Source organism: Gluconacetobacter aggeris (genome assembly GCF_014174395.1).
Lineage (GTDB): Bacteria > Pseudomonadota > Alphaproteobacteria > Acetobacterales > Acetobacteraceae > Gluconacetobacter > Gluconacetobacter aggeris.
In genome coordinates this window covers 575,114-595,373 of sequence record NZ_JABEQD010000001.1, presented here as the reverse complement: position 1 = coordinate 595,373, position 20,260 = coordinate 575,114, and the positions used below count along the sequence as shown (strand labels likewise).

Sequence of the window (20,260 nt, the reverse complement as noted above, 5' to 3'; positions counted from 1 at the left end):
TGCTCCGCCCTGGCCGCCAGGTCCGGCATTTCCGAGAAGACGCTCCGCCGGCACCTGCCCACCGTGCCGGGGCTGACATGCGTTCGGTTGGGCCGCGCCATCTATTGAGGCGGACGTTCAACTGATCGAGCGGGCGCTCCGGCAGCCCTATCCGGGCTCGATCGCGGTGACACCGCTTCGAACCACGGTCTGCTCCAGCACAGCCCTGCAGCCACGCAAGAAGCCGTGCAAGCGAGACTGCTAAATCTGTTGGATCAGCCAAGGAAGCGCATAACCCGGGCGGCCAGATCGCCAACCAAAAAAAATCTTCGTGATCAAGGATCAGGGCCAATAGGCTGATGAGAAGGGAAAGATTGTCACGCCGGCCGACTCATGGAATGCATTCTAATCTAATGACGGCGATGGTGTCGCAAGGATTTGAAGCGACGATTGTCTCGTCTAATAGCGCAACAGTTCCTCAGTGAGGATTACCCGGCATGGGCAATGCCAGATGAATGAAACCCTAGGACATAATAGACGCATTATTCTGTCAGAGAAGATAGCTTCCCAGTCCGACACGGGTTGGCAAGCACCTCCTGCACCGCCGCGTCTTCTCCCATTCGCACGATCAATGAGATTGAATGGTGACTGGCAATGGCGGGCCCTAACATGTCAAAGTTTGCGCGACGATTTTATCCTTTTGGCGCGAGTAAACCTGCGTATGGGCAACTATCAGGCTTGGTTGCTTAAACAGAATAGTGATGGTTTGGCATTGCTAGCCCGATTAGAAGATCACAGCAGCCACCCAGGATTACATGCCCACACGCACTGCGGGGATGAACTTCCGTTGACCGGCACCCAATCCATTCGCCAGAGGAATGATGGGGGGAAATTAACAAAGCGTCCCCAAAAGAATGGGCGAAGAACGGTTCAGGGTCAGCCGCTATCATTTTTCTGGTCTACAGCACGCCGTGTGTTTAGAATCTCCGACCCGGTAGGAACGCAAGGGGAACTGAAGATATGAACGCCGAGCATCTCAAAGAGAAGCTTTGCGCGGCATTCTGCTCAGAGCTCTCCGTAAATCCCGTTCCGGCAGGGCTAGCTTTTAGCGGGATATTTGAAGATCTTAATGGTGATCGTGTCACGGGGTACCTAGTGCGCGACAGAGGCGCCCCATACCTATCTGACGACGGATCGTTTTTGAGCGATCTTGAGTCTTCTGGGATTGATATTTCAGAAGGAACGCGCGCGCAATTTATGCAAGGCGTTTTAGCTTCTGCGGGTGCATTTATTGATCCGGAGACGCTCTCAATTCGCACGCATTCTACTGACCGGGAACCCACACCTGATCAAATCGTGCTTTTTATGTCAGCACTGGTGCGTGCTCAAGATGTTTCATTCTGGTCAAGGGAACGAGTGAAAAGTACTTTTTCAGAAGACCTGATGATAGCTCTCGTGAACAGGTTTGGTAATGAAGCAAAATTTATCAGGCAAGGCATATTGGGAGAAGAATTTTCCGATTTTCCGTCAGATATACTATTGAAGCCCATCAATAAAGGGATTCCAGTAGCTATGTTTTTGGCACAAACGACTGAACGTCTGACAGAAGCTATGACTTTGTCACAAGAGATGCGTATACGGCATTTCCGGTCAGCAAAAATATTGGCTTTGACTGAGAATGGTGAGAACCTGTCGTTAGCTAGCAGAAAGGTTTCTCGGGCGGTCAATCGAATAGATGGCCTACTTGTCTACCGCCATGATGAAGATGCCGCGTTGGACAGAATTGGCCGCCTTGCAGAACTCCCCATCGCCGCTTAATCCCTCACCCCCGCTTCGGCGGGGTTTTCTTTGCCCAGGCCGAGCGTACACGTGCAGACATGATCCGGACAAAAACACGCGCTCGCCACCCATAAGTGGCAGTTTTTTCGGGATTTCATGGTGGAAAGATGAGGGCGCACCGGCGCGCGATCGACGTCCGGCGCTCAGGATGTCTGCTCACCCCCCTTCTGGGCCGGTGCCCACACCCAACGCGCCCAATCGTCCATCATTTGCCGGCGCTTCTCGAACAGATCCCCGCGGCGGTAGGCTGCCTCCACCTTGTCGCCAATCGCGTGCGCTAGGGCCATCTCGGCCACCTCGCGCGGGTAGTCGGTTTCCTCGGCTGCCCAGTCGCGGAAGGTGGAGCGCAATCCGTGGACTGTGACGGCCTTCGTCCCGGCGGCCAGGTGCAAGGCCTTGGACAATGCGACATCTGATAGCGGCTTGCCGCGCTTCTGACCGGGGAACACCAGGTCGCCGGCCCTCGGGTCTCGTAGCGGCTCGACCTCGCGCAGGATGGCCAGCGCGCCATCGGTCAGAGGAACCCGATGCTCCTTCCCGGCCTTCATCTTGTGTGCCGGCACGGTCCAGGTTCCTTCGGTCAGATCGATCTCCGACCACACCGCCGCCCTCACCTCGCCAGACCGGGCGGCGGTCTGGCAGGCAAACCGCACGGCCTTGGCCGCGATCCCGTCCGACTTCGACAGTGCTGCCATCACGCTGCCGATGTCCTTTCGGCCCACTGCAGCATGATGCTCGACCTTGGCCACCTTGGACGGGGCCGGAAGAATCGCGGAGAGATGGCCCTTCCAGCGCGCCGGATTTTCGCCATCTCGCCAGCCATGCGTCCGGGCATAATCAAGGATGCGCTCGATGCGCCCCCTCACCCGCGACGCCGTTTCGGTCTTGGTGCTCCAGATCGGGCGCAAGATCGTCAGAATGTCCTGGGTGTCGATTTCCGCCACCGGCCGGTCGCCCATGGACGGGAAAGCATTCAATTGCAGGGATGCCAGCCAGACAGAGGCCGATCGCTTGTCCCGCCAACCTGGCGACTGCTCAGTGATGTAGCGCTCGGCCACCTCTTGGAAGGTCAGGCCCAATTCACGCTTGGCGGCTGCCTCTTCGGCGCGCCGCTGCTCCAATGGATCAAGCCCGGCAAGCAAAGTGTGCCGGGAGTCGGCGGCGCGCTTGCGGGCCTCGACCAAGCTGACGTCCACGGCCGAGCCCAGCCCCATCTCCCGGCGCTTGCCTGTCTTCGGGCTGGTATAGCGGAAGGTCCACACCTTGGAGCCGCCCTTGGCGACGACCCACAGGTTGCCCCCATCGGCCAGGGTTCCGTCCTTCAGGGCAGTCACCTGCCGCACGGTCAATTGGTGTGGCGCCAGCCGGCTCATGATTTTCTGTACCCCTCTTGGTACCCATCTTAAAAACCGGGCTTTCAGGGGTCAATCAGGGACGCCCAGAGACAAGGCGATTAGATTCTTCCTTTATTTCAATCCCTTTATGGGACACCCTGATACAGCCATGGACATGAGTTAGGTGGACCTCAGCTCCACCACTTGCCTGGACAATCCCCTGATTCATCACTGAAAATTTCTCCGGCTGGACGCTGTTCGTTCTGCGTGTGCGGCCGTGTGCCCTGTGGTTGTTCACGCCCGGAGAGTCTCCGGTGCCCTATCCTCGCGCCGATCCGGTGCTACACAGGAGAGAACTGAGGACACACAGGGAGCCATTCGGGTGGAACGTGGATTTTTCAGCAAGGCCAACGCATTCGTGATTGCGGGAATGCTGGTGGTGGCAGCCCCTCGGGCCATCGCGGCCGGGTCGTCGTCATGCCAGTCGCAAACCTGCCAGGCCGCCGCGAAAGACTGGCGGACGGTACGCAACGGAACCGTCAACGCCGCGCAGGGCACGGCGCGGTGGAGCAGGAAGACCGGCACGAAGAGCTGGAACACGGTACGCAACGGCACGGTCGACGCCGCCCACGCCACAGGCCAATGGACCGCAAAGACCGGCCGCAAGGTCGGTCATTGGGGATCGGACGCGGCGAAAGATACCAGGGATTTTTTTACGGGGCACTGACGGGGGAAGTCTGCGCTGCGTGAAGAGCGCACCTTCTTTTGTCTTCCGAAAAAGAAGCAAAAAGACTTTGATCCGTTCAGGGACATCGGACGCCTCCAGCACAAGGTTCCCGAACGAATCAAAGTTTTTTGGTTCTTTTTTTCAAAAAAGAACGACTATCGCTTCAATGTGCGAGAAAAACCATCGTGTGCGATGACCATTTTTATAAAGATAATTACTGATCCATAAGATTTTCAGACTTCGCCGTCGACCGGGTCCAGAAGATCCGGCCCGTCATGGCCCACCTTGTTGACCCGTGTGCCGACCCGCCACGCCCGCAACATGTCGGCAGGTGCCGGGGCCAGCAATTGCTGTGCGACTGCGGGCGGGGCGCCGAACCAGGCATCGCGATCCTGGTCCGCGATAAGGACGGGCATGCGTTCGTGAATGGGCCGGGTTGCCGCATTGGCCTGCGTGGTCACGATGGCGAAGCTGCGCAGGATATCGCCTTCATATTCCCAGGATTCCCAGATCGCGGCCAGGGCCAGGGGCTGGCCGTCGCGCCGGGCGAAGGCCCAGGGTTGCCGGGGGGATGGGCCGGATTGCCATTCGTAATAGGCTGTCGCGGGGACGAGGCAGCGGCGGGAGCGAAAGGCGGCGCGGAACATGCCGGACGTCGCGACGGTTTCCGCCCGCGCATTGATCGGCTGCCGGCCCATGTCGTGCGCCCAGTTGGGAACCAGCCCCCATAACAGCAGATCCAGCCGCAGATCGAGGCTGACCGGATGGCGGCGTACCACCGCCACGGGCTGATGGGGCGCGATGTTCCATGAAGGCAGCCAGTCCGGCGCGGAGCCCGCGATATGAAAGGCCTGCCGCATCCGCTCCAGCGACAGGGTATTGGCGAACCGTCCGCACATCGTTCAGGTGGACGCGGAGCCCAAATCGACGGCAACCGACCATGCCCCACGCCATTCCTCGCCGGGACCGATATGCAGCAAGCCGGGCTTGTTCGTGAATTCGCCTGAAAAACCCTGGGGTGTCGCAAAACCGTACCAGGGTTCGATGCACAGGAAACCGGCCTCCGGCTTGGTCCATAGTCCCAGTTCGCGAAACCCTTCCCAGGCCAGCGTCACGCCTGTTCCGTCCAGCGTGTGAAAGCTGACGCTGCGGCTGGCCGGGGCATCCATGATCACGGCATCGTCGATGAACAGATCATCGGATAAAGCGAGCGTCCGCCCGACAATCGGCGAGGGAAATGGCGTGGGCTGGAGCAGGCCGCCGGCAATGCGGCGGATCGGCGCGGGTTCGGGTTGGTCGAAGGTCAGCACATGGTCCTGCCTGGCCACGCCCTGGCGCTGTGGCCAGGCAAAGGCCGGATGCGCGCCCAGCGAGGCCGGCAGGACCTGAATCGGGTCGGGATTATGCAGCCGATAGCGCACATGCAGCGTATCGCCCATGGCCTGATAATCCAGCGCCAGTTCGAAACGGAACGGAAAAATCGTTCTGCTGTCTGCATCGTCGGTCAGGACCAGCGTGCATCCGTCAGGCCGGCGATCCTGCCATGCGAAAGCGCGATCGCGCGCAAAACCGTGCTGGGTCAGGTGAAAGGGTCGGCCATCGATCCAGGCCGTATCGTCCGGCAGGCGGCCGACGATGGGAAACAGCACTGGAGAGCGTCGCGGCCAGGCCGGCAGCCCCGTCCACAGACGTTCCTGCCCGACCCCGTCGACCAGCGACTGCAATTCCGCGCCGTGTCCGGCAACGCGGGCCGTAATCCGGTCCGAACCGAAGACATGATCCGTCATCGCATTTCCTCCGTATGCCGGCCCGTATGTTTGACGATCAGAACGGGCGGACAATCACCATGATCACCACAACAGCCATCAGGATGGTCGGAATTTCGTTCGCCGCACGATAGAAATTTTCCGGCCGCGTATTTCTGTCTTCCGCGAAGTCGCGGCGCCAGCGCGCACATGCGCCATGAAAGCCGGCCAGACCCAGCACCGAGACAATCTTGAGATACCACCAGCCGGCATGCCAATCGACAGTGCCGGGAGTCATTACCAGCAGGATGCCGAACAGAAAGGTGCAGATCATGGCCGGGTTCATGATCTGGCGCAGCAATTTGCGTTCCATCACCTTGAAACGCGCGCTTTCGGCCGAACCGGGTGCGGCCTGGCAATGATAGACGAACAGGCGCGGCAGATAGAACATGCCCGACATCCACGCGATCAGCGACATCACGTGCAGCGCCTTGAACCATGCCAGCCAGGGCAGGAATCCCAGGATCAAGACCGGACTCCATGGGTTGCCTGGGCGGCTTGAATCCGCTCCAGGAAGGGGGCGAATTCCGACAGATGCCCGATCCGGAACAGACCCGGCCAATCCGGTGCCGGCAGGTCGAGCGGACGCAGCAGCACGCAGGCCATCCCGGCGGCCCGCGCGGCACTGGCGCCGGTATCGGTATCTTCCAGCACGACGCATTCGTCCGCCGGCACGCCTTCGGTTTCGGCCGCGTGCAGATAGACGGCTGGATCGGGTTTCGGCTTGCCCATGTCACGCGCCGAATGAACCCGATCCGCCACGAACCGATCCAGGCCGGTACGGGCGAATTTCACGTCCATCTCGGCGATCGAGGAATTGGAGCCGACCCGGACCGGCAGATCGAGCCCGATCACCGCCGTCAGCATATCGTGCGCGCCGTCGATGACGCGTGCCTCTTCACGCATCAGGTCGACCAGCTTGTATTGCACGATCGTCGCCCAATCGTCGGGCAGCTTGCGGCCGGTCTGCGCCTCGGCTTCGATCTTGATGCGCGTCAGGGCCCGTCCGGCCAGACGCTGCACCGCTTCCTCGTCACCATAGTCCAGGCCGATCTGGCGCAGTTCCTGCGCCACCAGCCGGCAGGACGGGCCCTCGCTGTCGATCAGCACGCCGTCGCAATCGAAAATCACCAGGCGGAGCCGCCCATCCGGACGAACGGCCTTGGGCAGCGCGTCCAGGCTCATGGCCCGACCTCCCGAACTGCCCGCACCAGTTCGCCCACATGCTCCGGCGGGGTTGCCGGCACCACCCCGTGGCCGAGATTGAAGACATGCGGCCGGCCCTTCATCGCGTCTCGGATGGCACGGGCTTCCTGCGTCATCGCATCGCCGCCCGCCAGCAGCAGCAGCGGGTCGAGATTGCCCTGGAGCGCCACATTGTCGGGCAGCAGGCCGCACATCGCATTCATGTCCGCGCCGGTATCCAGCGCGATGACCCGCACCCCGGTCTCCCGCGCATATTCCGCCGCCATCACCCCGGCCAGGCGCGGGAAACCGATCACGGGCACGCCAGGCCGGCGGGCATGGATTTCCTGCACGATGGCGCGGGTGGGCGCGATCACGTGGCGGCGGAACTGGCTTGGCGGCAGCAGGCCCGACCAACTGTCGAACAGCATCACCGCCTCGGCCCCGGCATCGATCTGCGCCACCAGCATGTCGGCCGTCGTCTCGGTCAGGCGGGCTATCAGCCGGTCGAACAGCAGCGGGTCGGCATAGGCCATGCCGCGCGTGGCCTCGAACTCCCGCGATCCATGGCCTTCGACCATGTAGCACGCCACGGTGAACGGCGCGCCGGCAAAGCCCAGCAATGTGGTGCGGCCGCCCTGCGCGGCGCCGATCGTATCCGGGCCGTCCAGGATGCCGCGCAGTCGCGTCAGGGTTTCCATCACCGGTGCCGTCGCGTCTGGCACCCGCTTCGGGTCCAGCCGGTCGAGATCGGTCTGGCTGCGGATCGGCCCCAGCACCGGCCCGGTGCCGTGTACGAACTCCAGCGACTGGCCCATTGCCCAAGGCAGGATCAGGATGTCGGAAAACAGGATCGCCCCGTCCATGGCGTAGCGCCGGATCGGCTGCAGGGTGATTTCGGTCGCCAGATCGGGCGTCATGCAGCGGGTGATGAAATCCGCCTGGTCGCGCAGGGCGCGGAATTCCGGCAGGTAGCGGCCGGCCTGGCGCATCAGCCAGAGCGGCGGGGGCCACACGGCCTCGCCCTGGAGGACCCGCAGAAGGGGTTTGCCTGTATCCGTCATCGCCTGTCCGCCGTCACATCGTTCATCTCGGGACTATCCCGTACTTTTCTCGGGGATGACAGGACCGCACATCAAGGTCCGGTACGCCGTCACCAGATTTCCGGACCAACCTCTAAACATGAAATAAGAAGAAAGAAATGCTGAGGAGGCTAATAGGCCCTGTGGATGACGGGGTACCCGCATTTCCAAAAACGTACCCCGTCTTTCCCACAAGGTGTACAGTTTCATTCACACAGGGATTCATAAGGTTAGATGAGTTATCCCGAATATGCCGACAAGGGGCTGTGTACAACCCACCGTGTCGGCGGCTGTGAGGGTTGTCCACGGTACTCGGTACGATCAAGAAGCGTCTGGAGTACTATCCCCATGTACCCCAGTACTCGTTCGCCCCGATCACAGGGTTTCTTTTTTTCAGTACGGAGAGCCGGCGCATGAGCGACTCGTCATTAGTACTAATCGCGACTCTTCTACAGGCCGAGTCGCCCCGGATAGTACTGGCCAGCCAGTCCACCACCCGGCGCAACCTGCTGGAACAGGCCGGAATCCGCGTTGAAACCCGCCCTGCCCGCATCGACGAAGCCACGGTGCGGGAATCGGCACGCGCCGAGGGCCTGTCGGCCGGCGACTGCGCGCTGCTGCTCGCCGAACTCAAGGCGCGGCGCATCCACGAGCCCGATTGCGTGGTGATCGGCGCCGACCAGATCCTGGAATGCGACGGCGTGTGGTTCGAGAAGCCCGTCGACCGGGCGGCGGCGCGGGCCCAGTTGCTGGACCTGCGCGGGCGGGCACATGTGCTGCACAGCGCGGTGGTGGTGATGCGCGACGGGCAGGTGATCTGGCAGCATGTCGTCCGGCCGGAACTGACCATGCGGCGGTTTTCCGAATCCTTCCTCGATGCCTATCTGGATCTGGAAGGCGAAGCCGTCCTGGCCTCGGTCGGGGCCTATCGGCTGGAAGGGCCGGGCATTCATCTGTTCGAGCAGGTGACGGGCGAGCATGCGGCCATTCTGGGGCTGCCGCTGCTGCCGCTGCTGGGGTTCCTGCGCCAGCATGGGGTGATTTTGACGTAGGGTTTCTGTTCTTTTTTGAAAAAAAGAACCAAAAAACTTTGATTCGTTCAGGAGCCTTGTGCTGGGAACACGCGATGTTCCTGAACGAATGAAAGTCTTTTTGCTTCTTTTTCGGAAGACAAAAGAAGGGAACTTCCCTTCCCGACATGGCGGAAAAAATCCACGGACAGGGCTTGCCAAGGAAACAGGGCACAGCTATACCCCGCCCACCCGCACGTCATCGCTGACGGCGCGGGCCGGTTGGACGGGGCCATAGCTCAGTTGGGAGAGCGCCTGAATGGCATTCAGGAGGTCGTCGGTTCGATTCCGATTGGCTCCACCAGTCCCCATCTACGTTTTTTTAAAAAAGCAGAGAGTAGATGGGGACGGTGAGTAATGCTCCGGACTCAGTCCGGACTCATTTGAGCCCGGCTTTCTTGCGCAGAAATATAAGGTGCGTGAATTGCTGATCGGCCCGAGCCTGGTGGCTCGGTAGCCTCAGTTAGATCGCTCATAGCGCCGTTGAGGCTGTCCGATCCTTCTCGTTTGATCGATGTTACAGGCCGGTTGAACGGCTACATCTCTTCATAGAGACGTGTCCGCTCTCCGACATGGCTATTGCCTCTGCATCCGAGCGACAGAAACACCAACAAAAACAGCAACCTGATTTTCATTTTTATCAGGAAGAGCGTCTGACCGGGGTGCGAATAGCTCCCGGTAGGGGACACCTCCCAGAGGGACCCAAGAGATATGCGATGGGGTGGGTTCTCCATCCTGATGCCGGCTCTGTGCGCATGGCTTCCCAGCCTTCTGCCTATCCCAGAGCTATGCGTTTTTCGCATGATGACCGCGACCGCTCACTTCACCCAATTGCCCCTCTTTCTTCCACCCTCTCCGAAAAGAGGTGTAACAGGTGTAGAAGGTGTAATTTGGGACATAACTATATGAAATTAAATGGATATACTGGTTACACCTTTTGCGTTCTATCGTTTTCGAGGGTGTAAACAGGTGTAACTCGGCAATCGGTCGAATGGCAGATTATTGCCAATCTCCCTTCTTCGAGCACCATCGGGCCCAAGCTATCCACAGAATTTCGAAGCCATTTCGGCATCTCTGAGATATGCGATTAGTGCATATCTATGAACGCGGACAGGCCGGAAGCGGTCACAAAACGGGAAGAAAACCACCGCGCTGCCCGCGCGCACCGGGCATGCTCCGCAAGGTTCACGCCGCTCCGGACGCGGCCTCCGCCAGGCAGCGATAGACACTGGCCCGGCCAATGCCGAGCTGTCGGGCTATCTCGGATGCCCCAACGCCCTGACCGTGGAGCGAACGCACGCGCTCGACATCGATCGATGCCTTGCGGCCCTTATAAACGCCCCGTTCCTTGGCGGCGGCTATACCCTCAAGCTGTCGTTCACGGCGGAGATTCGTCTCGAACTCGGCGAACACGCCCAGCATGTCGAGGAACGCCTTGCCGGCAGAGGTCGTGGTATCCACCGGCTGTTCGGTGCAGCGCAGGGCAGCCCCCTTCGTGCGCAGCTCAATGACGATAGCCTGCAAATCAGCGATCGAGCGCGCCAGGCGGTCGATTCTCGTTACAACCAGCGTGTCGCCCTCGCGGATGAAGTCGAGCAGGATACGAAGCTCGGTTCGCCCTTTGGTCGAGGTGCCAGATGCTTTCTCAGATCTGATCGTCGTGCAGCCGGCAGCACGGAGCGCGTCTTGCTGGATGGCAAGGTCCTGATCGGTGGTAGAGACCCGTGCATATCCGTATGTCGTGCTCATAATCGCCTCAAATGTCTCATTAGGGTTTAGACATGCTCGTTATGGCGTCTTATATGGTGAGATGCAACCCTAATGAGACAGGAAAATCCTCACGTTTCGAAAAGCCATGAGACGCCTCGGTGAGGTATACTCAAATGAGACAGTCCAAAGCCATGTACTGCGTGCATGGGTCGTTCGGATGGGCAGCGGATACGAAAAAAGGACCGTCACATGGTGACGGTCCTTCCGGTGGTGATGGGGAGCTCCGGCCTCTCAGCCTGCGTCGCCTGCATCCGACCCCAGAATGATCGGCCGGACTTCGTAGGCCCGTACGCTTCGCAGGCCCGGCGGGCTGATGACCTTGGCCAGCTTGCCATCGGTGCCCGGCACCAGAAAGCCGCGTTCGACCAGGACACGCTTGGCGTCGCGGGCGTTCAGGCCGGTCAGGGCCTCGTTCATGCCGGCGCTGGTCAGGTAGAACATCCAGCCCATCCGGCCGTCATCGAGTTTCTGCCATCGTTTCCACCCGGCCCGCATCTGGGTTCGGAAGCGTTCGCCTGGTGGCTCGGACGGGTCGCCGCTTTGTGGGGCGTCGGTGGCTTGGGGATCGACCCACCGTTCAAACCGGCCTTCGCCATTCTTGCCAATGAAGTCGCGAAGCCGCTCGATCGCCTGTTCATCCTCGCGCCGGCCGGCGGTGCCACGTGCTGTCAGCCAGGCGTCGAAGCACAGCCTCACCAGTTCGGTCGCTGTGTCATCGTCCCAGCCAGTGAGACCGAAGCCGGTGGCCAGTTCGCCGCCCAGCGCCACGATGGCAAAGCGCCGGGCGACGGAACGCACCTGTCCGGAGGCTTGGGGCCAATTTCGCAGATAATGGTCGGTCAGTTCGACCACGCGCGCCCGTAGGGCATCGCGCACGGCCTGTTCGCTTTCGGTGGTCAGCCGTTGTGTCAGCCGGGTGAGGAACACCCGGAACGGCGCACCGTAAAGATGCCCGGTCTCGGCGCGCAGATGCTCGGCCAGTTCGCCCGGCGCATCCGCGTGATGCAGCTTCTCGAACAGGCCTAGCCCTGCGCCTGCGTCTGCCGGCACATCGACAAACCGGACTTCCTGCCCGGCCTTGGTCGCCCGACCGGCTTCCGCGTTCATGTCCGCCAGCGTCCGTTCGCCGGTTGAGAGGAATAGAACTCGCCACCTGGTCACGGCCCGCGCACCGCCGGTTCGGCTGGCCCGTGCCTTGCCGCAACCGTTGCTCAGCATATAGGCGGTGTCGCCAGCCTCTCGCGGATCAAGCTGCCCCAGCTCATCCAGGCACAACAACCCGTCGCAGGCCGCCAACGCCACGCTTTCAAGGGCATTGCCGGTGGCGCGCCAGCTTCGCACATAGCCCTCGGCCCCGGCCTGCATCGTGCCGCCGCAAACAGAGGCCGCCACCCGCAGAGCGGTGGATTTGCCCAGGCGACTGGCCCCCATGAGCGAGAAGCCGCCGCCATCTTCGCCCATCAGGGTCAGCAGGGGCGCGGCGAAGGCGGCCGAGGCGGCCAAGGTCAGACGGCTATTGCCACGACACAGCGCACCGATCCGATCCCGCCATTCCTCCACCGTGCCGCTGACGCCAAACAGGTCGGGCTCCGGCGATTCCTGCTGTAGGACCACCCGTTCGTCGGCCATGCCGAATGTGGCGGCGGGCAGCACATAGACGCTACCGTTGCGGAAGGCGTGCCAGCCGATCCGCGTGACGCTTCGTGCTCGTTCTTCGGTGGCGATCAGGGCCAGCCATTCGGTGAAAGCGTTCTTTGCGGCGGTGCTGCTGGCCAGTGTCAGGCCGCCATTGGCCAGGCGACTGCGCAATTCGCCGGCCTCGCCTGAAAACATGGCGCGTGGAAAGGCTTCTTCATGGCGGACACCATCGCGGTCAGTCCAACCCAGCAAGAGGCCCCAGCCATTGCCTTCGGCATCGCGCGTCTCGGCCAGCAGGTCGATGGGGCCGGCGATGAAGAGCGGCGGTGCGCCGTCATCGGTCGGGCGTCGCCACAGGCCGCTTTCGTCGCGGCTGAAACGGCGGGATACGCCTGGCGGCGGGCGTCCCTGTTCGACGCTGGCACCACCGCTGGGAAAGGCCACGACCTCGGCGGACTCGACGGCCTGTCGGACGCCTTTACGGCCCGTGCCGGTCGGTTTCTTGCTCATGCTCGTTCATCCTCAGGACATCATTAAAGTCCGAGTTAGGCATTGAAGGTTTGGCGAGGCGGACGGTGTGGCTGTGACGGCCGAACCATGCGCAGGCGGCTTGCAGCGCCTTGGACGCCGCCGGGTTGTCGCCATCATTGTCGGCGCAGATCGTCACGTCGCGGATCGCATCGGGCAGTTCTAGCCGCCCCATGTTCGATAGGCTGACCGCGCACAGGACGCGGCGTTCCGGGCACGCCAACGCCACGGACAGGCCAGTTTCGATCCCCTCCGCGACGATGACGCTTTCGCCTGGTTCGGCCATGCTCAGGCTCTTGCCCGAGGCCCCGCGCCATAGACGGATGCAGCCGCCCGCGAAGCTGCCCAGCACCTTCTTGCCGGCTTGCAGATCTGCCTTGGTCCATCCGCCGGCGGGCGTCGGCGCCAGCCAGGTGCGATGTACGGCCGCCAGCTTGCCATTCGGCCCGCAGATCGCGGCCAGCATGGCCGGAAGAGGCCGCCCGACCTCGCCACACCAGACGGCGGGATGAAATCGCAGGCTGCCCGGCTGGCGTCCCATCTCGCGCAAGGCGATCCCTCGCCCACGCAGATAGGCTTCGACCGGGCTGCCGGCGATGCCGGTGGGGGCGCTGTGCCAAAGCTGCCGGGCTTTGGCCCGCCGGCGCTGGTCGTCGTGATCCTGATCGGCGGTGGTGGCTTTGTTCACCACCGCCCGCCGGGCGATCGCCGGCACCGGGCCATCGCCCAGTCCCAGCCATGTGCGGGCCCAGGTCATGGCGTCCCGTCGGTTGCCGCCGAACTGGACGGCCGCCACCAGATCGAGCGCGTCCCCGCGTTCGCCCGAACTGAAATCGGCCCATACGCCCCGGCGCGGCCCGGTCAGACGCACGGCGAGGGACTGCCCCCGCTCGCCGGCCAGACTGCCGCACCGCCATTCCACGCCCTCGCGGTGGCCGTGCGGCAGCAACTCCGGCGCCAGAACGGCGATCCGTTCGGCCAGCATCGCGGCCAGGGTTGCCGCGTCAGGCCGCTGCATGGCCCGGCCTAACGGTGGGGATCGCGGCGATGTCGCCCTGAGCCGAAACGAACGCCCGGCCGGCAATCAATGCGCGCGCGGCGTGATCGCGGGCTTCTGCCTGTTGGAGCAATTCGGGCCACCCGATGGCATCGAGCCAGGATCGTAACTCGGCGGTGCGCACATCTCGATCCAGCCCCATGCGGAACCATACCAGCGCGGCCCGCATCGGCTGGAACCGCTCGGCAGCACCTTCCGGCCTGTTCGCGGGGGCGGTCAGTTCATCAAAGGTCGCCTCAGCTACCAAGACTTTCCGGAACTCAGCCCACGCCATCATCATTCCAATGATGGCCGTTTGGGACGGGATAGGACGGAAGTCGTCGCGGCCCGCTGCCCGTAGCGTTGTGTCCATGTCGGGATGGAACAGGGCATCATGCAGATAATCGTCGCATCCCCGGCAGAGCCGGAGGAAACGGGTAAGCAGGTTCGGGCCCGTGCCATCGGGCATGTAGTCGGTCCAGAGCAGTGTCAGGTGCGCGCCGGTATGGTCGGCATCGACGGCCTGCATCTGTGCGGGTGTCAGCATGTTGCGGCTCCCCATTCCGGCAGCAGCGTGGCCAGTCGTGCGAGACCCTTGGCGGTCAGAAGCACCTGGGGCCGCGCCACAAGCCGGCCATCGCGATCCGGGATATCGGTGGTGCGGTGGGCCAGATAGCCAGCCCGTTCCTTGTCCGCATGGCCCAGCCAAACCCCGTTGGGCTGGCGGCGATAAATCCAGCGCTGGGCATGCAGGGCAGAGATGAAGCGACGGGACGGCCAGCCGAGTGTCTTGGCGGCCTCGGTCAGGCTGACCTGATCCGTTGACCGTGCCAGACGGTCATAGGCCGCTGCCTTGGGCGCAAGCGTATCGATCGCCACTCCCTGTCGCCGGATAGCTTCCTCAGCAGCGGACAGAGCGCGGGCGACAAGATCGGTCTGACTCTCGCCTGGTGCCGCCACGACATAGGCGCCAGTCCGGCGGATTGAAGGAATGACCTCAGAGGTGAGCCATTTCTTGAACCGCTTGGCGGCCGCCTTGCGGCTGGTCAGCACGAGGGACCACAAGCCGGATTCGTTGATGATCGAGGTTTCGCGTGGGCGGCCATCGGCCCCCTTCATAATGTGAAGGGCGCGGTCATCGGCATCGAGGCGATCCATCGCCCGGGTCGGGTTCACGATATCCAGAACAGTGCAGACATCGGTCGCCACCCACCACGGCGTGCCGTCGCGTGTAACAATGCGGACTTCGTGGCCTTCAAAGGCGAAGGGTAGGACGAGCGCGCTCATGCCGCTGCCCCCACTGCCGCAATGTCACCGAACACCCAGACCGGCCCGATCTTCGCCAGGGCCTCGCCAGTATTTCGCAGGGCGATATCCAGTTCGTCCGGATTGTCGGCCGGCAGTCCACAGGCAGCGGTGTTGCGCAGGGCTTCGAGATGATCGAACGCAACCCCGCAGAGATGATCGAGCGTTTCAACCGCCCAGTCCTTCGCGAGTGTGTCGGGCACCGCGCCTAGCGTCGCGCCCAGCCAGATCGCGCCCCACAGCGTTGGCAACGTCAGATCGAGAATGGGCAGCCGTCCGGCGCAGTCCAGCCCGGTGGTGACGATCAATTCGGGCCACCAGTTTTCGCTGTGGCCGTTGGCGACCTGCCGTGCTTCCGCGAGGTGCGGACAAACAGAGGCTGTAAGCGAACCGTCTGTGCGCCATACCTCGCCGGCGGCCAGCCGGAAGGCGGTGCGTTCGTCTTCGCTCCATGGTTCGTTGGCGATGGGATGCAGAAGCCCGAGAAACGCCATCTGGCGCAGTCCGAGGCCGACCATGGCTTTGACGCGGGTCATGCCATACCTCCGGTCAGGCGCACGACTGCATCGCTGGTGGAGCGGATGGTGCGGCTTTCGACCCATCGGCGGAGGGCATCGACCGGATATCCGATCTTTCGTCCCGTAAGCTGGACATAGGGCGGCCCATCGCCGGAGAGGCGCTGCTTTTGCAAGGTGCGGGCAGCCAGTCCGATCATGCTGGCGGCGGTTTCTTCCGGGACGACCAGCGCCTGAACGGCGGGCGGCTGGTCGCGGCCGGCAAGGCCGGTGGCGGAGGCGAGAAGACCGCGCTTCTTGTTGGCGGTCGATATCGTGGGCGACATGAAAACTCCCTGTCTGGGCACGGCCTGATGCGTGGTGCGTCGGCGGTGCGTCACGAGGGATGATTGGTGCGTTTTGGGGGCGGGATCAGCCGGAACGGTCGGTAATCAGTTACCGACCGTTTGAAGTGGCGGCTTTGACCCTGCCTATTTCGTCCCGGATGGCGCGCACAAACGCTTTGGCTTCGGTTTCGCCAGGCCCGTTCTCGCCCATTCGCTCCTGAAGATATTTGACGGCAGCAGCTTGGTCGCCTCTTTCTGCCCCTGGTTCGCCGTGTTCCAGCATATATGCGGCCATGATTGCGGCTGCCTTCGCCCAATCGTGTCTCGTGGGGGCGCCACCGCGTTTCGTCGGTTTCGATCCCTCCGGGCCGGCGCTGGGGAGGCTGGACCGCTTGATCTGGAAGTTGGAAAGGGCAACCCGACTTTCTACATGTCGGCCCGTTTGCTCGGAGACCTTGACCGTCATGTGAGGGAATAACCCGGAAAAGTCGTTTTCACCACGCCATTCAAGACGCCAGTTTCGCCACGCGAGAGGTGCAACGTCTGCGACCGTACCATCGCTGCTGACCCGTTGTGCGCCCCAACTTCCGTTGGACAAAAGCTCCCTGACCTTGACATCAATGTCAGACCAGACGGCTCTAAAACGGTCCAGAAGCGGTGGAGATGTCGAAGCGGGTGTTCCGGGAGTCCGGATCAAGGCCCCGTTTCCGCCGTGTTCTTTGCCTGCAGCAGCCCAACGGCTATCGCGTGTTTTTGCGGCGATGGCTTGGACACCACCGTCAGGCGCAGCAGCTGTTATGATGTCTCGCATGGCGTCCGTTAGGTCGTCGGGGACCAAGGCAGGAAATGCTTCGTCCAACGGCACCCACTCGCCGCGATCCAGCCGTGCCTTTGCACTGTTGCCCGTCATATCTACCGTCCCACGCCGGCTATCCCCACACATGAACGGAAGCGGCGCGGCGGGCCAGGCGTGGGGTCCCGGCGTTCGGCGGCCAAACCTAGCCGCGCCATGGCTCATGATCTGGGACAAAGCAGGAACAGGCAAGCGTTGCGGTGGGGCGGCCATGTGCAAGGGCGTCATGCCCAGCCCCCCAGCAGATCGCGGGCCAAGGACCAGGCCGGAAAATCCTGATCGCCGGGCGGCAGGACGTCGTTATCATCAAGCCCGATGGTGTCCAGCACCATCCGGGCCTTGGCGCGCAGGTCCGCTGCTGTCCGGGCTGGCATGGACATGGCTTGCCGTCGCAAGTCATCAGCGACCAGAAAGAGCCGGTCCTGTTCGGCCTCAGCGTCCGGCGGCATGTGAACGACATCGGCCCACCGCTCTACGGACGCCACGAATGCCGCCTGTGCCTCCTGTGCGCGGGCCGCAAGCCGCAGGAACTCGGCATCGATGGTGCTTGCTAGGGGCCGCTGTGCTGTCATGTCACGCAGCAGTGCGGCAAGCAGTCGCTGATCCCAATATCCAGCGGATGGTTCATCGAGTAGATCGGGACTAAAGGCTACGAGCGCCTGGGCGCGCGCAATCATGGCGTCCTTTGTGACGGCCCGGAGTTCGCAAATCCGGGCCAAGATTGCCTCCTGCATGTCGCAGATTGGCTTCATATAACGATCGCGGTCGGCATCATTCTCGATATGATTGATACCGCCAGGGAAGGATGACCGGCCCATATCTTCGAGGGCCTTGAATTCCCGGCAAAGGTGGATCAGTTCCACGTCCCCATCGCACCCCTGCGCGCTAACGGCGCAAGCGGCTTCGATGGCATCGGTGGTGCTTGCGGATGGCTGATCCGCCGCTGTGCGCTCACACATTACAGCCTCCTCCCGCCTTCTTGCATGATTTCCGCGCGCTATCGACGTCGACCTTGCTGACCGCCTCGCTGATGACGGCGCAGCGTTCATCGATCATCCGCCCGGCCCAGACCATGGCGCAGCCGAGTTCCGACAAGACAATGCTGTTGTGGGGACCGGCACCATCTCTCACGCCAACGCCGGCCCAGCGCATGAATGTGGCCAGTTGGGCCAGATCGTCGGAGGCTTCTCCTATGTCCTGAATATGGTTCCGCAAAGCCGTGAGATCAGGGCTTAATGCTTGCCCTTTGTCGACGTTGTGATGGGGGCTCATCCCAATGCCTCCATGATCTTGGCGGCACGGACATCGATCTCGACCGACAAGAAGCGCAGCGCGCTGCGTTCGGCCACACCATCCACCATTGAATGCGGGACGTTGCTCAACAATCTGACGAGAAACGCTAAGCTGGCAATGTCATCGACAGCCTGGCGGACTATGGGGAGGCTGCGCACCGCCTTCGGGTGGTTGGGTCCCATCATCGGCCGTTCTCCGCCAGCATCAGCGACGCGGGGGCGGCTGGTCAGCGTCTCCGGCTGGGCAAAGCCGGTGAGCGCGACGAAAAAGAGGAATGCCACGGCAACCGAGGTCCCGGTTGCGCGTACGAGTGTCCATGCCCACGTTTGTGGGGGCGTGCTATAGGCACGATCAGCCATTGCCGAAACTCCGCTTCGGTTGTGGTCAGGCCGGTGGTGGAGGGTGCAAGCTCCGCCTCCGGCTGCCTTGCCATTGGGCGCAAGGTCGCTACACTGTCCACATGTTCGTGGTCCTGGTCAAGCTAGGATCGACACAATGTAGCGAAGTTGGAATGACACCAGAGCAATGCAAAATGGCGCGAGCTGGCCTCGGCTTGGGCGTACGCGAATTGTCCGACCTCGCGCAGGTGTCTACCAACACGATTACCCGCCTTGAGCGTGGCGAGTCCCTTTATCCTCGTACCGTCGACGCCATCCGCGCCGCCTTAGAGGGCGCTGGGGTGGAGTTTATCGCCGAAAATGGCGGGGGCCCTGGCGTAAGGCTCAGCAAGCCGGAAAGCAAAAGCGAAACAGGTGATTAGGTCGATTTTGATCGTTTACATTGTCCTAAGCTGAATATGGAAAAAATAAACCGAAAAAAACTATAAATGTGGATCTATTGTTATGAAAAAGCTGACTCTGCGCAGATACAAGTGGTTAAAAAAACGTCAATTGCGTATGGCTCGAAAAAAAGCACCTCGATTCGTATTTATCGTTGGCCGCTCCGGGGTCGGACAAGGCAAAGCCGTACGTAAAGACGTAATGCCTCGGGTCCTGTGTTTTGATAGAAATTGTTCGAATACTTTGAGTGTTCTTTCAAAAATAAGAAGGAGTCTTCAGGGAGTATCAAAATTATCTAGAAAAATAAGAGAGAGGAAATTAAAAAGGCGAGGAGGTGTGACTGGATATTGGCCATTTGAAACAGTAAAGTATATCGGCATCTCATCTGCTCTTGTTTTGGCGGCAGAATACGAAAGATGGCACACCATAACGAACACAAATATGATAGTTATAGACCCACATAAATGGCATCCTTCCGTTTTTATTTGTTTGCGCGAAATGGGATTCTTTGACAACTTTAAATTGCCTTTAGGGAAGCCGATTATATCCTCTTCCGAGGACCTCAGAATAATAAGAATGAAAAGTGGAAGTACAGCTGATCCCGTGGCTGTTGCGGGACTGATATCTGAATTAAAAAGCATGAATTTGTCAGAATCAGATAATTTTAAAGACGGCATGATTCCATTATACGGAGCAATGATCGAAGGCATAATGAATGTTGTTCGGCATGCATATCCTAAGGACATAGAATTAGGATTTGAAAATATTGGAAAATGGTGGATGACTGGGGCAGTAAGCCAATCCATGCGCAGGATGAGCGTAGCAATTTTTGATCAGGGTGTAACTATACCGAGGAGTCTGCCCGCGTGGGACAAATATAGTCTTTGGAAGGAAAATATGAAGCGCCGTATCGGTATGGCGCCTGCGGCGAATGATAGAAATTTTGATGGAATTGCCATTTGGGCTGCAGTTGAAGAGTCTGTCAGTTCAACAGGAGACCTCCATAGAGGGCTTGGTTTGGCACAGATGCGTTCTTTTATAGATGGTTGTTCTAGTGGATACCTGAGGATTATAAGTAGAAATGGAGAGGTCACATTTCGGCCAGGCGACGTGCCGGTGGCTATGAATTACGATCACTCTCTTGATGGTACTTTGATAGAATGGAGCGTGGGCTTCTAATGGGGAGCGAGTGGGAT

Annotated in this window: 22 protein-coding genes and 1 tRNA gene; 6 read left to right on the top strand and 17 right to left on the bottom strand. The window is 61.0% G+C overall.

Features of this window, described 5'->3' with window-relative positions:
- Positions 1 to 999: 999 nt before the first annotated feature.
- A complete protein-coding gene (locus HLH36_RS02690) occupies positions 1,000 to 1,797 on the top strand; it encodes a DUF1828 domain-containing protein (protein ID WP_182984903.1) in 798 nt (265 codons plus the stop codon).
- Positions 1,798 to 1,961: 164 nt separating this feature from the next.
- Here HLH36_RS02690 and HLH36_RS02685 read toward each other — a convergent pair whose 3' ends face one another.
- On the bottom strand, positions 1,962 to 3,191 hold the full coding sequence (locus HLH36_RS02685) for a tyrosine-type recombinase/integrase (RefSeq protein WP_182984902.1): 1,230 nt from the start codon (positions 3,189 to 3,191) through the stop codon (positions 1,962 to 1,964).
- Between the two features lie 343 nt (positions 3,192 to 3,534).
- Between HLH36_RS02685 and HLH36_RS02680 the strand changes: the two genes are divergently transcribed.
- Positions 3,535 to 3,879: a hypothetical protein gene (locus tag HLH36_RS02680; protein ID WP_182984901.1), complete on the top strand. Its 345-nt coding sequence runs from the start codon at positions 3,535 to 3,537 to the stop codon at positions 3,877 to 3,879.
- Positions 3,880 to 4,112: 233 nt separating this feature from the next.
- Here HLH36_RS02680 and HLH36_RS02675 read toward each other — a convergent pair whose 3' ends face one another.
- Genes HLH36_RS02675 through hemE form a run of 5 tightly spaced genes read right to left on the bottom strand, consistent with a single transcriptional unit; the run spans position 4,113 to position 7,933 of the window.
- Positions 4,113 to 4,778 carry an SOS response-associated peptidase gene (locus tag HLH36_RS02675; RefSeq protein WP_182984900.1) on the bottom strand — a complete coding sequence of 222 codons (666 nt, stop codon included), beginning with the start codon at positions 4,776 to 4,778 and terminating at the stop codon, positions 4,113 to 4,115.
- 3 nt (positions 4,779 to 4,781) lie between these two features.
- The gene (locus tag HLH36_RS02670) at positions 4,782 to 5,666 is read right to left on the bottom strand and encodes an aldose 1-epimerase family protein (RefSeq protein WP_182984899.1); all 885 of its coding nucleotides are present in this window, start codon (positions 5,664 to 5,666) and stop codon (positions 4,782 to 4,784) included.
- A 37-nt stretch (positions 5,667 to 5,703) separates the two neighbouring features.
- Positions 5,704 to 6,153, bottom strand: a complete 450-nt coding sequence (hemJ, locus tag HLH36_RS02665) for a protoporphyrinogen oxidase HemJ (protein ID WP_182984898.1) — start codon at positions 6,151 to 6,153, stop codon at positions 5,704 to 5,706.
- Positions 6,150 to 6,869: an HAD family hydrolase gene (locus tag HLH36_RS02660; protein WP_182984897.1), complete on the bottom strand. Its 720-nt coding sequence runs from the start codon at positions 6,867 to 6,869 to the stop codon at positions 6,150 to 6,152. Before HLH36_RS02660 ends, hemJ begins: the two co-directional genes overlap by 4 nt.
- Positions 6,866 to 7,933 (bottom strand): uroporphyrinogen decarboxylase, encoded by a 1,068-nt coding sequence (gene hemE, locus HLH36_RS02655; RefSeq protein ID WP_182984896.1) that lies wholly within the window; start codon positions 7,931 to 7,933, stop codon positions 6,866 to 6,868. The genes HLH36_RS02660 and hemE overlap by 4 nt, the downstream gene beginning before the upstream one ends.
- Before the next feature lie 431 nt (positions 7,934 to 8,364).
- Between hemE and HLH36_RS02650 the strand changes: the two genes are divergently transcribed.
- Both HLH36_RS02650 and HLH36_RS02645 read left to right on the top strand, forming a co-directional pair.
- Positions 8,365 to 9,003, top strand: a complete 639-nt coding sequence (locus HLH36_RS02650) for a Maf family protein (RefSeq protein ID WP_182984895.1) — start codon at positions 8,365 to 8,367, stop codon at positions 9,001 to 9,003.
- A gap of 246 nt (positions 9,004 to 9,249) precedes the next feature.
- Positions 9,250 to 9,325: transfer RNA gene (locus tag HLH36_RS02645), tRNA-Ala, on the top strand.
- Between the two features lie 881 nt (positions 9,326 to 10,206).
- Here the strand turns inward: HLH36_RS02645 and HLH36_RS02640 are convergent.
- From HLH36_RS02640 to HLH36_RS02590, 11 genes are all read right to left on the bottom strand, one after another.
- A complete protein-coding gene (locus tag HLH36_RS02640; protein ID WP_182984894.1) occupies positions 10,207 to 10,770 on the bottom strand; it encodes a recombinase family protein in 564 nt (187 codons plus the stop codon).
- Positions 10,771 to 11,022: 252 nt separating this feature from the next.
- The gene (locus tag HLH36_RS02635) at positions 11,023 to 12,939 is read right to left on the bottom strand and encodes a DUF927 domain-containing protein (protein WP_182984893.1); all 1,917 of its coding nucleotides are present in this window, start codon (positions 12,937 to 12,939) and stop codon (positions 11,023 to 11,025) included.
- Positions 12,908 to 13,975 carry a DUF7146 domain-containing protein gene (locus tag HLH36_RS02630; protein WP_182984892.1) on the bottom strand — a complete coding sequence of 356 codons (1,068 nt, stop codon included), beginning with the start codon at positions 13,973 to 13,975 and terminating at the stop codon, positions 12,908 to 12,910. The genes HLH36_RS02635 and HLH36_RS02630 overlap by 32 nt, the downstream gene beginning before the upstream one ends.
- A complete protein-coding gene (locus HLH36_RS02625; protein WP_182984891.1) occupies positions 13,962 to 14,540 on the bottom strand; it encodes a hypothetical protein in 579 nt (192 codons plus the stop codon). The genes HLH36_RS02630 and HLH36_RS02625 overlap by 14 nt, the downstream gene beginning before the upstream one ends.
- Positions 14,534 to 15,280, bottom strand: coding sequence for a phage antirepressor (locus tag HLH36_RS02620; RefSeq protein ID WP_182984890.1), 747 nt, complete (start codon positions 15,278 to 15,280; stop codon positions 14,534 to 14,536). The genes HLH36_RS02625 and HLH36_RS02620 overlap by 7 nt, the downstream gene beginning before the upstream one ends.
- Entirely contained in the window at positions 15,277 to 15,834 is a 558-nt protein-coding gene (locus HLH36_RS02615) for a hypothetical protein (protein WP_182984889.1), read from the bottom strand. The genes HLH36_RS02620 and HLH36_RS02615 overlap by 4 nt, the downstream gene beginning before the upstream one ends.
- Positions 15,831 to 16,139: a DNA-binding protein gene (locus HLH36_RS02610; RefSeq protein WP_246376310.1), complete on the bottom strand. Its 309-nt coding sequence runs from the start codon at positions 16,137 to 16,139 to the stop codon at positions 15,831 to 15,833. Before HLH36_RS02610 ends, HLH36_RS02615 begins: the two co-directional genes overlap by 4 nt.
- 109 nt (positions 16,140 to 16,248) lie before the next feature.
- The gene (locus HLH36_RS02605; protein ID WP_182984888.1) at positions 16,249 to 17,049 is read right to left on the bottom strand and encodes a hypothetical protein; all 801 of its coding nucleotides are present in this window, start codon (positions 17,047 to 17,049) and stop codon (positions 16,249 to 16,251) included.
- A 167-nt stretch (positions 17,050 to 17,216) separates the two neighbouring features.
- Positions 17,217 to 17,951 (bottom strand): hypothetical protein, encoded by a 735-nt coding sequence (locus HLH36_RS02600; RefSeq protein WP_182984887.1) that lies wholly within the window; start codon positions 17,949 to 17,951, stop codon positions 17,217 to 17,219.
- Positions 17,944 to 18,264 (bottom strand): hypothetical protein, encoded by a 321-nt coding sequence (locus tag HLH36_RS02595; RefSeq protein WP_182984886.1) that lies wholly within the window; start codon positions 18,262 to 18,264, stop codon positions 17,944 to 17,946. The genes HLH36_RS02600 and HLH36_RS02595 overlap by 8 nt, the downstream gene beginning before the upstream one ends.
- The gene (locus tag HLH36_RS02590) at positions 18,261 to 18,566 is read right to left on the bottom strand and encodes a hypothetical protein (RefSeq protein ID WP_182984885.1); all 306 of its coding nucleotides are present in this window, start codon (positions 18,564 to 18,566) and stop codon (positions 18,261 to 18,263) included. The genes HLH36_RS02595 and HLH36_RS02590 overlap by 4 nt, the downstream gene beginning before the upstream one ends.
- Before the next feature lie 251 nt (positions 18,567 to 18,817).
- Here HLH36_RS02590 and HLH36_RS19685 point away from each other — a divergent pair, with 251 nt between their 5' ends.
- Positions 18,818 to 19,045, top strand: a complete 228-nt coding sequence (locus HLH36_RS19685) for an XRE family transcriptional regulator (protein WP_246376366.1) — start codon at positions 18,818 to 18,820, stop codon at positions 19,043 to 19,045.
- A gap of 82 nt (positions 19,046 to 19,127) precedes the next feature.
- Complete coding sequence (locus HLH36_RS02585) at positions 19,128 to 20,243, top strand: hypothetical protein (protein ID WP_182984884.1); 1,116 nt, start codon at positions 19,128 to 19,130, stop codon at positions 20,241 to 20,243.
- Positions 20,244 to 20,260: the final 17 nt, after the last annotated feature.